Raw genomic sequence first — 13,102 nt, 5'->3', positions numbered from 1 at the left:
GTCAGGGAGGAACGATGCTCGAGATCAGATCCGCGCGTAAAGTGTTCTACAGGGGCCAGGCCGACGAGAAGGTCGCGCTGGATGACCTTAGCCTGTCCCTGGCCACAGGCGAGTTCGGAATCGTCATCGGCTCCAACGGGGCCGGCAAGAGCAGCATGCTCAATGCCGTTTCCGGAGCTCTGATCCTTGATTCCGGCCAAATCCTGATCAACGGCGCCGACGTGACAGGAATGCCGGTGCACAAGCGCGCCGCGAAACTGGCCCGCGTCTTTCAGGATCCGATGCGCGGCACAGCCGCCAGCATGACGGTCGCGGAAAATATGCTGCTGGCCGATTTGCGCAGCACAAAGCGCACCTTGCGCCAGGGGCTGAACGCGGCTCGGCTTGCGTCTTACAAGGAGCGGCTGTCGATATTGGGCCTCGGCCTTGAAAATCGCCTCGACACGCGCGTCGACCTGCTCTCGGGTGGACAGAGGCAATCCCTGTCTCTGATCATGGCGGTCGGCGGATCGCCGGATTTGCTGCTGCTCGACGAGCATACCGCGGCGCTCGACCCGCGCACGGCCGAGATCGTCATGCAGGCAACGGTACGAGCCGTCGACGCGCTGAAACTGACCACCCTGATGGTGACACACAACATGCAGCATGCCGTCGACTATGGCAGCCGGGTGATCATGCTCGACGCGGGCCGCGTCCTTCTGGAGGTCGCTGGCGAAGAGAAGGCGAGGGTCACGGTTATCGATCTGATCGGCCATTTCTCCGTCAAGACGGATCGCATGTTGCTGGCGGGCTGATCATCATGGGCTTTATTGCGGACGTTCTGACCAGCTTCGTCGCGATCATCCCGGTCACCCTGGCGCAAAGCCTGATCCTGGCCTTTGTCGTGCTCGGGATCATGATCCCGTTTCGGATGCTGAATTTTCCCGATCTCACCAGCGAAGGCGCCTTTCCGCTGGGTGGTTGCGTCTGCGGCGTCCTCCTTGCCGCCGGCGCATCGCCGCTGATGGGCATTGCCGCCGCCCTTGTCGCCGGCTTCGCGGCGGGCTGCTGCACCGCCTTCATCCATCTGCGCTTCCGCATCCACACGCTTCTCGCGGGTATCCTGATGATGACGATGCTTTACAGCATCAACCTTCGCATCATGGGCAAATCCAACCTCTCCGTCTTCGGTTCGCCTACCGTGTTCGACTGGGTGCCATTCGCACGGCCTGGGTTCCCGGCCAGCAAGATTGTCGTCGCCGGCCTTCTCGCACTCCTCGTCTTTGCGGCGCTCTACATGTTCTTCAGGACCGAGAAGGGGACCGCGGTGCGCGCCGTGGGCGCCAATCCTGATATGGCCGAGGCGCAAGGCATCAATGTCTGGGCGGCGACCATAGGCGATGTCGGACTGGCGAGCGCGTTTTCGGCGTCAAGCGGCGCACTGATGGTGCAGTCGCAGGGATTTGCCGACGTCAATATGGGGTTGGGGATTCTCATCAACGGCCTTGCCGCATTGATGATCGGCGAGGCTGTCGTCGGCAAGCAGACAGTCTGGCGTCAGCTGCTGGCGCCTTTCGCCGGTGCGATCATCTACTACCAGTTGGTGTCGTTCTGCCTTGCCGCCGGCATGCCGCCGCCTGACCTGAAGCTTGCCACGGGCCTGTTCGTGCTGGCCATGCTTGCCTTGCCCAGCCTCAAGCGTAGCCGGGGACCGGCGCCTGCCCGCGAAGCCATCCGTGAATAACCAGGGAATGTCACAATCATGCGTGCAACGCTCGATCTCGCAGCCGTCGAAGCCATGGATGCGGCGGACCCGCTGCGTGCCATGCGCGACCGTTTCATCCTGCCTGAGGGCGTCATCTATCTCGACGGCAATTCACTGGGTGCTGCGGCACCCGCGGTTTTCGACGAGTTGCAGAAGGCGGCGACGCAGGAGTGGGCGCAGGATTTGATCCGCGCCTGGAATACCGCCGGCTGGTTCGAAATGCCGGTCGAACTTGGCGATCAACTCGGACGGCTCATTGGTGCGGCGGCGGGCCAGACGGTGGTCTGCGATACCACCTCGATCAACATCTACAAGGTGCTGCATGCCGCGCTCGCCATGCGGCCGGGCCGGTCGGTGATGGTGGCCGAAGGCGACAGCTTCCCAACCGACCTCTATGTGGCCGAAGGCGTTGCCTCGACGCGGCCGGGCACGGTGCTGCGGCTGGAAGGCGTGGATGCGCCAACCATTGAAGAGCTGATCGACGAGCGTGTCGCGGTCATCCTGGTCAACCACGTAAACTACAAATCCGGGCAACTGCGCGACATGGCCGCACTGACGCGCAAGGCACACCAGGCCGACGCCCTGATCGTCTGGGATCTCTGCCACACGGCGGGTGCCTTGCCGGTCGAGCTCGATGCCGCGAATGCTGACTTCGCCGTCGGCTGCACTTACAAATATCTCAACGGCGGCCCGGGCGCGCCCGCCTTCATCTATGCCGCGACGCGCCATCACGGCGATGTCCAGCAGCCGCTCAGCGGCTGGTGGGGCCATGCGCGGCCCTTTGCCTTCGAACAGGGCTATGCGGCCGGCGCCGGGATCCGCCGGTTCCTGTGCGGCACGCAGCCGGTGCTTTCAATGCGGGCGCTCAAGGGAGCACTGGACATCTGGGACGATGTCGACATGGCGGCGGTGCGCAAGAAGAGCATCGCGCTCACAGATCTGTTCATCCAACTCGTCGAGAGCAGATGCGGCGCCTACGGCCTCGAGCTCGAAAGCCCGCGAGATGGCTGTGCGCGCGGCAGCCAGGTGTCGTTCATCCACCCGCATGGCTACCAGGTGATGCGGGCCTTGATCGAACGCGGCGTGATCGGCGACTTCCGTGCGCCGTCGACGATCCGCTTCGGCTTCACCCCGCTCTATGTCGGGTACAGGGACGTCTGGGAAGCGGTCGAGGTGCTGGAAGACATCTTGCGCACCGGCGCTTGGCAGGATGGGCGCTTCGCGGTCAAGACTGCCGTCACTTGAGAAATCAGAGCCGGGTGCGGACGTTCCAAAGTTCCGGAAACAGGACCACCTCGAGCATCTTCTTGAGATAGGAGGCGCCCGACGTGCCGCCGGTGCCGCGCTTCAGGCCGATGATGCGCTCGACGGTGGTGACGTGGTTGAAGCGCCAGCGGCGGAAATAGTCCTCGAAGTCGACCAGCTTCTCGGCCAGTTCGTACAACATCCAGTAGCGCTGGGGATCACCGTAGACGGTCTGCCATGCGGCCAGGACCTCTTCGTTCTCGGTGCGGGTTCCACGCCAGTCCGTACGTCGGGCATCGGCGCCGATATCGAAGCCGTTGCGCGCCAGGAGCAACAGCGCTTCGTCATAGAGCGACGGCTCGGCCAGGATTGCTTCCAGCCTGCCTGTGAGGTCCTGCCGGTGCTTGTGCGGTCCGAGCATGGCGAGGTTGCGGTTGCCGGCCATGAACTCGATGGCGCGGTATTGCCAGGACTGGAAGCCCGAGGATTGGCCGAGCGCGTCGCGGAACTCGGTGTATTCGCTGGGGGTCATCGTGCGCAGCACGTCCCAGGCGTTGTTCAGCTGCTCGAAAATGCGGGCGACGCGCGACAGCATCTTGAAGCTCGGCTCCAGGCGGTCAGCACGGATCGAACGCATCGCCGCGCCGATCTCGTGCAGGGCAAGCTTCATCCAGAGTTCCGATGTCTGGTGCTGGATGATGAACAGCATCTCGTCATGTGCCGACGACAGTGGTGCCTGCGCGTCGAGCACTTTCTCCAGGTGCAGATAATCGCTGTAGGACATGCGTTCCTTGAACGACATCTCAGCGCCTTCGTCCGCCGGATCGTAGGGTTCGCTCAATTGATTTTCTCCGTGCGCAGCCGGAAGCGCTGGATCTTGCCGGTCTGGGTCTTCGGCAAGGCGGCGATGAACCTGACCGAGCGCGGGTATTTATAGGGCGCGATGGTTGCCTTGACATGGTCCTGCAGGCGCTTGACGGTCAACGCATCGGGCGCCACGCCTTGCGCCAGCACGACGTGCGCCTCGACGATCTGGCCGCGCTCGCCGTCCTCTGCGCCGATGACGGCGCATTCGGCGACGTCCGGATGCGAAAGCAGCGCCGCCTCGACCTCGGGCCCGGCGATGTTGTAGCCGGCGCTGACGATCATGTCGTCGGAACGCGCGGCGAAGTGGAAGAAGCCGTCCTCGTCCTGCGTGAAGGTGTCGCCGGTGAGGTTCCAGCCGTCGCGAACATAGTCCTTCTGCCTGTCATCGGCCATGTAGCGGCAGCCGGTCGGTCCGCGCACCGCCAGCCGTCCAGTCTCGCCGCGCGGAACTTCGTGCATGCCGTCGTCGACGATGCGCGCTTCATAGCCACCCACCGGCTTGCCGGTCGAGGCGGGCTTCCTGTCGTCAAAGCGGTTGGAGATGAAGATGTGCAGCATTTCGGTGGCGCCGATGCCGTCGAGGATCGGCTTGCCGGTCTTTCTCGTCCATTCTTCGAAGACCGGAGCCGGCAAGGTCTCGCCGGCCGAGACGGCAACGCGCAGCGATGACAGATCGGCGCCCTCATCCATGGCCTTCAGCATGGCGCGATAGGCGGTCGGCGCGGTGAAGGAAATTGTCGCTTTGTATGTCTCGATGATGTGGATCATGTTGGGCGGCGTTGCCTGTTCCAACAAGGTCGCCGCCGCACCGAAACGCAGGGGAAAGATGGCCAGCCCGCCAAGGCCGAAGGTGAAGGCGAGGGGCGGCGAGCCGACGAAGATGTCGTCGGGCGTCACCTGCAGGACTTCACGGGCATAGGCATCGGCGATGATCAGCAGATCGCGGTGGAAATGCATCGTCGCCTTCGGTACGCCCGTCGTGCCCGACGTGAAGCCAAGCAGGGCGACGTCGTCGCGGCCGGTATTGACAGCAGTGAAGGTGACAGGCTTGTCGAGGGCAGCGCGATCGAGTTCGGCATCATGGTTGGCGGTGCCGTCGAAGCCGATGACCTGTTTCAGGAACGTGCTGTCCTTGGCGCAGGCGGTCATCTCGTCCATCAGCCTGGTGTCGCAAAGCGCGATGGCGATCTCCGCCTTGTCGACGATCTTGGTGAGTTCGCCGGCGCGCAGCATCGGCATGGTGTTGACGACCACGGCGCCCACCTTGGTGGCGGCCAGCCAGCAGGCGACCATCGCGGGGTTATTGGCGGAGCGGATTAGCACCCGGTTGCCCGGCTTGACGCCGTAATTCTCGACCAGCGCATGGGCGAGCCGGTTCGTCCAGTCAGACAGTTCCTTGTAGGTGCGGCGACGGCCATTGCCGATCAGCGCGGTGTGGTCGCCGAGGCCTTTCTCCACCAGCCTGTCGGTCAATTCGACACCCGCGTTGAGATATTCAGGATAGGCGAAGCCGTCGAGCAGGAAGTCTGGCCATTGCTCGGGCGGCGGCAGATGATCGCGGGTGAACGTGTCGGTGTGCGCTGAAGGCCCAAGCATGTCGCCGCCTATCCCATTTGCTGGCCTGGTCGATGCGCGAGGCACCTGGCCGAGGTGGTGGATCTGAAGGTTCCCGTCTTCGCGAGAGGCTTCGTGCAGCCAACCAGATCTGGTCGAGACGCCTCCAGGAAGAATGGGCATCCACAGGTTGGACAGCACAGCGGACCTCCCATTGTCGGCTGTTAGGTCGACAGGATCGCACCAGTCGAAATTTGTTTCAAGCCTAAAATGTTTTACCCTCAGGCATTGACGCCAAACATGGTGGCGGCCATTGCTGGCAGTGAGAGATGCGCTTTGGGGGAGGGTGACGATGCTGGAAAACCGCATTGCCGATTGGGACAATGCCTACGCCAATGGCGCGAATATTGCCGGCAGCGATCGCTGGCCGTCCGCCTGGGCGGTACCCGCGCAAGCGTTTCGTGACGCGATGTCGGCGCAAGGCCGCGCAAGGTTCGACATCACCTATGGCGACCGACCGCGCAATCGGTTCGATCTTTTTCTTCCCGAGGACGCTCCCAAGGGGCTCGTCGTGTTCATCCATGGCGGTTACTGGCTGGAGTCCGACAAGAGCACCTGGTCGCATCTCGCCAAGGGCGCGGTCGGCAGCGGTTTCGCCGTGGCGATGCCGTCCTACACGCTGTGCCCGGACATACGGATCGCCGGTATCGTGCGCGAAATCGGCGCGGCGATCGGCAAGGCTGCGGCAATGGTCGAGGGGCCTCTGATGCTGTCCGGACATTCGGCCGGCGGGCATCTCGCCAGCCGCATGGTGACGACATCAACGCCTTTGGCGGCCGATGTCGCGCGGCGCATACGCCGTGTCGTTTCGATTTCAGGTTTGCATGATTTGCGTCCGCTGATGCGAACGGACATGAACGCGGCGCTGAAGATCGACGAGCATGAGGCGCTGACGGAAAGCCCGGCGCTGCTGCGGCCAACGGATGGTGTCCGCATAACCTGCTGGGCCGGCGGTGGGGAGCGTGCCGAGTTCCTGCGCCAGAATGCCTTGCTGGCCAACATCTGGACCGGGTTGGGTGCCGCCACGAGTGCCGTGGTCGAGCCCGACCGGCATCATTTCGACATTGTCGATGGCCTTGCCGATCCGGCGCATGCGTTGACGCGGACTTTGATCTCGGAATAGCCGGGATCATCCTTGAACTGTCATCAGCTATTTATGGGAGTATCCTTCAGCGCAACATCAGGATGCTGCAAGCGTCTCCGGCAACGGATGCAGGAGCAAAAGGCGCGCGAACGACCAACCCGTTGGCGTCGGCAAGCAATCTAAGCATCGAGGAATCCTGGATGCCAAACGGCGTCGCCACCAGCCCGCCGTCGTCCTCCCTGACCACCGCCCGCACGTAATCCTGGCGCTGATCGTTGGCCGGCATTGCCGTGCCCAGCCGAGCCTGGCGAATGTCCTGGCGGTGGTCGCGACCGCCCAGTTTCGCCAGAAGCGGCTTCAGGAACAATTGCGTGCAGACCAGGCTGGCCACCGGGTTGCCGGGCAGGCCGATGCACCTGATTCCGCCTAGGCGCCCGAACATCAGCGGCTTGCCGGGACGCATGGCGATCTTCCAGAAGCCGAGCGTCATGCCTTCGCTCGTCAAGACGTCGTGGATCAGGTCATGGTCGCCGACCGAGGCGCCGCCAAGGGTGACGATGACATCCGCGCCGGCCGCGACCGCTTGCCTGACCAGCGCGGCGATCGCGTCCTTGCGGTCGGCGGCAATGCCGAGATCCAGCGCGCGGGCGCCGACCGATTGTGCCGCGGCAGCGACGCCATAGGCGTTGGACGAGATGATCTGGTCCGGCCCGAGTGCGCTGCCGGGCGGCAACAACTCGTCACCGGTGGCGATGATGGCGACCAGCGGCCGTTTGACCACGCTTACACGAGGATGATTGGCCGATGCCGCCAACGAAAGAGCCGCCGGATCCAGCACTCGCCCTTTTTCCAGCAGGACGTCGCCCTTGGAAAAATCGAGGCCGACGCGGCGGATGTTACGCCACGCGGCGGTGGGCTCGATCACCTCGATATCGCCACCGCCGACATCCCGGACATTCTCCTGGATGACGATGGTTTCGGCGCCGTCTGGCAGCGGTGCGCCGGTGAAGATGCGCACGGCCTGTGCCGGGCCGACCGTGCCGTCAAACCCGCGTCCGGCCGGCGCCATGCCGATCACCGAGAGTTTCGACGGCACCGATGCCACGTCGGCGGCTCGCACCGCGTAGCCGTCCATGGCCGAAGCGTTGAAAGGTGGCTGGGTGCGAAGTGCCACGACGGGTTCCGCGAGCACACGCTCGGCGGCTTCGACGAGAGGGACGCTTTCGCCGGCCAGCGGCAGAGCGCTTTCAAGCACGCGCTCGAGCGCGTCGGCGACCGGAACCAGCGCCATCAGGCACTTGCCTTGTAGTCGCCAGACTTGCCGCCGGTCTTTTCGACCAGCCGGATGCCGGAGATGAGCATGGCGCGGTCAACCGCTTTTGCCATGTCGTAGATGGTCAGGCAGGCCACGGAGGCGGCGGTCAGGGCCTCCATTTCGACCCCGGTCTTGCCGGTGACTCGCGCCAGGGCAGTGACCTTCAGGCCCGGCAGCGCGTGGTCAGGCTCGATGTCGACGGACACCTTGGTCAGCAGCAGAGGATGACAGAGCGGGATCAACTCATGCGTCTTCTTTGCCGCCATGATGCCGGCGATGCGCGCGGTGCCGAGTACATCGCCTTTTTTTGCATTGCCGGCGAGGATGGTCTTCAGCGTCTCTGGCTGCATCGAGACGAAACCCTCGGCGATCGCGGTGCGCGTCGTCTCGTCCTTATCGCCGACGTCGACCATATTGGCCTCGCCTTGCGCGCCAAGATGGGTGAGGGCTGATGTCATCGTCAGACGGCCTCGGCCGGCGCCTTGCCCGTCAGCAGCAGGCGCGTCGCCATGGCGACGTCCTGTTGGCGCATCAGGCTCTCACCGACAAGGAAGGTGCCGATGCCGCTCTTCTGCATCCTGAGGCAATCGTCATGGATGAAGATCCCGCTTTCGCTGACCAGCAGGCGATCGACAGGTACCATCGCGGCCAGCCGCTCCGAGGTTTCGAGGCTGGTCTCGAATGTCCGCAGATTGCGGTTGTTGATGCCGATCAATCGCGATGACAGCTTCAGCCCGCGCTCCGTCTCGGCTTCGTCATGCACCTCGATCAGGGCATCCATGCCGAGATCGAACGCGGTCGATTCGAGTTGGCTGGCCATGGCATCATCGACGCTGGCCATGATGATCAAAATGGCGTCCGCGCCCCAAGCCCGCGCCTCATGGACTTGGTAGGGGTCGAACAGGAAATCCTTGCGCAGGGCGGGCAGCGTCACGGCGGCTCGCGCCTGGGTGAGGAATTCCGGCGCGCCCTGAAAGGATGGCGCGTCCGTCAGCACGGAAAGACAGGCGGCGCCGCCTTGCTGATAGGCCTTCGCCAATGCCGGCGGATCGAAGTCCGCACGGATCAGCCCTTTGGAGGGGCTTGCCTTCTTGATCTCGGCGATCAGGGCGAACTCACCTGAATTGCGTTTCGCTTCGAGCGCCTTGAGAAAGCCGCGCGGCGCGTCGGCGTCCTTCGCGCGCGCCTTGATCTCCGCCAGCGGCACGAGTGCCTTGGCCGCGGCGATTTCGTCGCGCTTATAGGCTTCGATCTTGCGCAGAATGTCGGACACGGTTCACCCGTTCGAAATTTCGACCAGCCGGTCGAGCACCTGCAGCGCCCGGCCGCTGTCGATGGCCTGCTCGGCAATGGCGATGCCGTCGCCGAGCGTCGTCGCCTTGCCCGCAATCACCAGTCCGGCGCCGGCATTCATCAACACCGTGTCGCGGTAGGCGCCAGCGGCGCCGCCCAGCATGTCGCGCAAGGCCTTGGCGTTGTAGGCGGCGTCACCGCCACGCAACTCGTCCTTGGTGTGGCGCTTCAGTCCAACCTCTTCCGGGGTCAGCGTAAAGCTGCGGATCTCGCCGCCAACCAGTTCCGCAACCTGCGTTTCGCCGGTGGTGGTGATCTCGTCATAGCCATCGCCATGGGCGACCCAGGCGTGCTCGGCGCCGAGCGCCTTCAGCGTTTCCGCCACCGGCATGATCCATTCCGGCATGAACACGCCGACCATCTGCCGTTTCACCCCGGCCGGATTGGAGAGCGGGCCGAGCAGGTTGAAGATGGTGCGGGTGCCGAGTTCCACGCGAGTCGGACCGACATGCTTCATCGCCGGATGGTGCGCCGGCGCGAACATGAAGCCGACGCCGGCTTCATGGATGCACTTGCCAATAGTCTCCGGGGCGATGTCGATCTTGACGCCGAGGGCAATCAGGACGTCGGCCGCGCCGGTCAGCGAGGACAGGCCGCGATTGCCGTGCTTGGCGACCGGTACGCCGCTGCCGGCAATGACGAAGGCGGAAGCGGTCGAGATGTTGACCGAGTGCGAATTGTCGCCGCCGGTGCCGACGATGTCGATGGCGCCTTCAGGGGCATCGACGCGAAGCATCTTGGCACGCATCGTGGCGACAGCGCCTGAAATTTCGCTCACAGTCTCGCCACGCACCCGCAGCGCCATCAGGAAGCCGCCGATCTGCCCCGGGGTCGCATCGCCGGACATGATGATGTCGAAAGCCTCGCACGCCTCCTCGAAGGACAGGGCGGTGCCGGTCGCGACCTTGGCGATATGGGTTTTCAGCGCGCTCATCTTGTCGAGGCTTGGGCAACGGCGGCCTGATCGACACGGACGTCGTACTGTGTCTGCAACTGCGCCACCAATTGGTCGAGCAGATCGTCGGACATGCCGGAGGTGAAGGATTTCTGCGCGTCGTCCGGCACCGAGCTGGCGTCGGCCCCCGCGGGTTCGAACACTTCGGCGACCTTGAACAATATCTGGCCGTCGCCGGTGGGCGAGGGGATCAAGCCGGTGCCGCCTTCGCCTACCCCGAACATCACGGCGGCGCCCTCCTTGCCGAAATCGGCATCATCGGCTTCGCGCTTCAAGCCGCGCTTGGTCTGCTTTTCCAGCTTGAGCTCACCGGCGATGACGTCGAGCGTAACGCCCGCCTTGAGGCGCTTCTCGAGTTCGTCCGCCTTGGCGGCGAGCCGCTTGGTGGTCTCCGCCGCCGTCCAATCGGCGATCACTTTCTGGCGCACCTCGTCAAGAGTGCGGTCGCGAGCCGGTGTGACCGAACCAACCTCATAGAAGACGAAGCCGTTGTCCGCCGTGGTCAGCGCTTCGTTTTCGGTGTTGGGTTCCGCATCGAAGACCGCCTTGATCAGTGCCGGCGATTCCGGCAGGTCCTTGACGATCGAGCCATCGGGCCGCAGGCCATTGCGATCGATTGCGTCGACGGTGATGTCCTTAAGCTTCAATTTGGCGGCCGCTTCGGACAGCGAACTGCCCGATGCACGGGTGTCCTCATAGTTGTCGTGCACGTCCAACAGGACGCGGCTTGCCTCACCCAATGCCAGGTCCTTGCGGATCTGGTCGGATACTTCGGCGAGCGGCTTCACCACCTCGGGCTTGATGTCGGTAACGCGCAGCAGCACCGGACCGAAGGCGCCCTGGACAACTTGGCTGACTTCATTAACGTTGAGCGCGAAGGCGGCATCGGCAACCGCCTTGTCGGCGATCTTGTCCTTGGCGAGGGTGCCAAGCAGCGTGTCTGCCGGGGTCTTGCCTTCGGCGGTCATCAGCTTGTCGAAGGTGGCGCCGGCCTTGAGCGAATCGAGCGCCGCCTTGGCGGCATCCGGCGTCTTGAACACAAGCTGCTCGATCGTACGCATTTCGGGCGTGGTGTAGCGTGCTTTGTGCTTGTTGTAGTCGTCGCTGACCTGTTGGTCGGTAACCGCGCTCGGATCCATGATATCCGCCGGCTCGAGGCGGACATAGGAGAATTTGCGGTATTCAGGGGCGGCATAGGTTTTCTTGTTGGCCTCGAAATAAGCCTGAAGCACGCTGTCGCTCGGCGCCTCGATCGGCTCGACCAGCGTCTTTGGCAATGTCAAATAGTCCACGGTGCGGTCTTCACCCCGGTAGAGCGCGACGGCCTTGAAGAACGTGTCCGGCGCCTTGAGGCCATCCGAAACCGCTTCGACGATCTGCTGGCGCACCGCCACCTGGGCGCGGTTCTTCAGGTAATCCTCGGGCCGCATGCCGACCTCGCGCAGCATGTAGTCGAATGTCCTTCGGTCGAACTGACCGCCAGGGCCCTTGAAAGCGGGATCTTCGCGGGTGAGTTCGGCCAGCCGGTCCTTGGAGAGGCCAAGGCCGAGCTTGCGCGCCTGTTCGTCGAGAACGGCACCGGAGACGAGTTGCGCCAGCACTTGATTGTCGATGCCGAGCGCCTTTGCCTGTTCATGAGTAAGGCGCTGGCCAAACTGCTGCGACATGACGGCGAGCTGGCGATCATAGGCGAGGCGATATTCGTTGATCGATACCTTGGTGCCACCCGCCGTTATCACCGAATCGTGGCCTGCGAAGCCGCCCATCAGCCGTCCGGAGATGCCCCAAGCGGCGAAACTCACCACCAGCAGCGAAAGCAGTGACTTGGCGACCCAGGTACCCGCCGCGCTTCTCAATGTACCAAGCATGGTTACTTCCGATTTATGCGCATTTTCGGATGCGCCGAGTCTGAAACAAGCGCAATAGCGCCCTTCCGGTCCACTGTCGATTGCTTTGTGGCCTGATTTTGGTAGTGAGGACCAGAGCCCGATATCGCCCGGAGAAGCACACCATGACGCCAGGAATTCGCCCGCTTGTCGCCGGCAACTGGAAAATGAACGGCACCAGCGCCTCGCTGAACGAGCTCAGGATGATCGGCAACGGCTTCATGAGCGGGCTCGACGCCGAGACCGAAGCACTGGTCTGCGTTCCCGCGACGCTGCTTTCCCATGCCGCGGAGATTCTGTCGCGCACGCCGGTTCATGCGGGCGGCGAGGACTGCCACACCAAGGAAAGCGGTGCCTATACCGGCTGCATCTCCGCGGAGATGCTCAAGGACGCGGGTGCGAGCCATGTCATTGTCGGTCACTCCGAACGCCGCGAACAAGGCGGCGACGACGATGCGACGGTGCAGGCCAAGGCCACCGCGGCGTGGCGTGCCGGGCTGGTAGCCATCGTTTGCGTCGGCGAAACGCAGCAGCAGCGCGAAGCCGGCGCCACGCTGGATGTGCTCTCGCGCCAGGTCGAAGGTTCGGTGCCGCCAAGCGCCACGCCGTCCAATACCATTATCGCTTACGAGCCGGTGTGGGCGATCGGCACCGGCCTGACGCCAACCGTCGCTGATGTGGCCGAAGCGCACGCGCATATCCGCGAAAAGCTGTCGGAAAAACTCGGGACCGCCGCCGCCAGGATGCGCATTCTCTATGGCGGCTCGGTCAAGCCGTCCAACGCGGTGGAACTGCTGGGCGTCAGGAACGTCGATGGCGCGCTTGTCGGCGGCGCCAGCCTGAAAGCAGCCGATTTCCTGGATATCGCCGAAGCCTATCGCAGCATTGCGGGCTGAGATCCATGGCGATGGGCGGCCTCGTCCCGTCCAAATTCGTTGCAAAGGACGCGTTGCTTCCCATATTCCGGCCACGGGCTTGGAAATGCCGCGAAAGCATTGTATTGAGCCGCCTCCAATTCACCGGTCGTGCCCGCGGCCGG

Annotated in this window: 12 protein-coding genes; 5 read left to right on the top strand and 7 right to left on the bottom strand. The window is 63.7% G+C overall.

Annotated features, from left to right (window positions below; genetic code table 11):
- The first annotated feature begins 14 nt into the window (after window positions 1-14).
- From LB556_RS01890 to kynU, 3 genes are read left to right on the top strand one after another with little or no spacing between them, the layout of a single operon-like run.
- The gene (locus tag LB556_RS01890; RefSeq protein WP_224562553.1) at window positions 15-794 is read left to right on the top strand and encodes an ABC transporter ATP-binding protein; all 780 of its coding nucleotides are present in this window, start codon (window positions 15-17) and stop codon (window positions 792-794) included.
- Window positions 795-799: 5 nt separating this feature from the next.
- The gene (locus LB556_RS01885; protein WP_224562550.1) at window positions 800-1,723 is read left to right on the top strand and encodes an ABC transporter permease; all 924 of its coding nucleotides are present in this window, start codon (window positions 800-802) and stop codon (window positions 1,721-1,723) included.
- Between the two features lie 18 nt (window positions 1,724-1,741).
- Window positions 1,742-2,989 (top strand): kynureninase, encoded by a 1,248-nt coding sequence (kynU, locus tag LB556_RS01880; protein WP_224562547.1) that lies wholly within the window; start codon window positions 1,742-1,744, stop codon window positions 2,987-2,989.
- A 4-nt stretch (window positions 2,990-2,993) separates the two neighbouring features.
- Here kynU and kynA read toward each other — a convergent pair whose 3' ends face one another.
- Both kynA and LB556_RS01870 read right to left on the bottom strand, forming a co-directional pair.
- Entirely contained in the window at window positions 2,994-3,830 is an 837-nt protein-coding gene (gene kynA, locus LB556_RS01875; RefSeq protein WP_263485054.1) for a tryptophan 2,3-dioxygenase, read from the bottom strand.
- Window positions 3,827-5,452: an AMP-binding protein gene (locus LB556_RS01870; RefSeq protein ID WP_224562544.1), complete on the bottom strand. Its 1,626-nt coding sequence runs from the start codon at window positions 5,450-5,452 to the stop codon at window positions 3,827-3,829. The genes kynA and LB556_RS01870 overlap by 4 nt, the downstream gene beginning before the upstream one ends.
- Window positions 5,453-5,762: 310 nt before the next feature.
- On the opposite strand from LB556_RS01870, the gene LB556_RS01865 reads away from it, so the two are divergent.
- On the top strand, window positions 5,763-6,593 hold the full coding sequence (locus tag LB556_RS01865; protein ID WP_224562541.1) for an alpha/beta hydrolase: 831 nt from the start codon (window positions 5,763-5,765) through the stop codon (window positions 6,591-6,593).
- 46 nt (window positions 6,594-6,639) lie between these two features.
- On the opposite strand, the gene glp is transcribed toward LB556_RS01865, so the two are convergent.
- From glp to LB556_RS01840, 5 genes are read right to left on the bottom strand one after another with little or no spacing between them, the layout of a single operon-like run.
- Complete coding sequence (gene glp, locus LB556_RS01860) at window positions 6,640-7,845, bottom strand: gephyrin-like molybdotransferase Glp (RefSeq protein ID WP_224562538.1); 1,206 nt, start codon at window positions 7,843-7,845, stop codon at window positions 6,640-6,642.
- On the bottom strand, window positions 7,845-8,327 hold the full coding sequence (gene moaC / locus LB556_RS01855; protein WP_224562536.1) for a cyclic pyranopterin monophosphate synthase MoaC: 483 nt from the start codon (window positions 8,325-8,327) through the stop codon (window positions 7,845-7,847). Before moaC ends, glp begins: the two co-directional genes overlap by 1 nt.
- A gap of 2 nt (window positions 8,328-8,329) precedes the next feature.
- Window positions 8,330-9,142, bottom strand: a complete 813-nt coding sequence (trpC, locus tag LB556_RS01850) for an indole-3-glycerol phosphate synthase TrpC (protein ID WP_224562533.1) — start codon at window positions 9,140-9,142, stop codon at window positions 8,330-8,332.
- A gap of 3 nt (window positions 9,143-9,145) precedes the next feature.
- Window positions 9,146-10,156, bottom strand: coding sequence for an anthranilate phosphoribosyltransferase (gene trpD, locus LB556_RS01845; protein ID WP_224562531.1), 1,011 nt, complete (start codon window positions 10,154-10,156; stop codon window positions 9,146-9,148).
- Window positions 10,153-12,045 carry a peptidyl-prolyl cis-trans isomerase gene (locus LB556_RS01840; RefSeq protein ID WP_224562529.1) on the bottom strand — a complete coding sequence of 631 codons (1,893 nt, stop codon included), beginning with the start codon at window positions 12,043-12,045 and terminating at the stop codon, window positions 10,153-10,155. Before LB556_RS01840 ends, trpD begins: the two co-directional genes overlap by 4 nt.
- Before the next feature lie 143 nt (window positions 12,046-12,188).
- Here LB556_RS01840 and tpiA point away from each other — a divergent pair, with 143 nt between their 5' ends.
- Window positions 12,189-12,959, top strand: a complete 771-nt coding sequence (gene tpiA, locus LB556_RS01835) for a triose-phosphate isomerase (RefSeq protein WP_224562527.1) — start codon at window positions 12,189-12,191, stop codon at window positions 12,957-12,959.
- Window positions 12,960-13,102 lie beyond the last annotated feature (143 nt).

The organism is Mesorhizobium sp. ES1-4, assembly GCF_020164745.1.
In the GTDB taxonomy this organism is placed as follows: Bacteria; Pseudomonadota; Alphaproteobacteria; order Rhizobiales; family Rhizobiaceae; genus Mesorhizobium.
The sequence above is the reverse complement of the archived record's forward strand: the minus strand, read 5'-3'. Positions and strand labels throughout refer to the sequence as shown.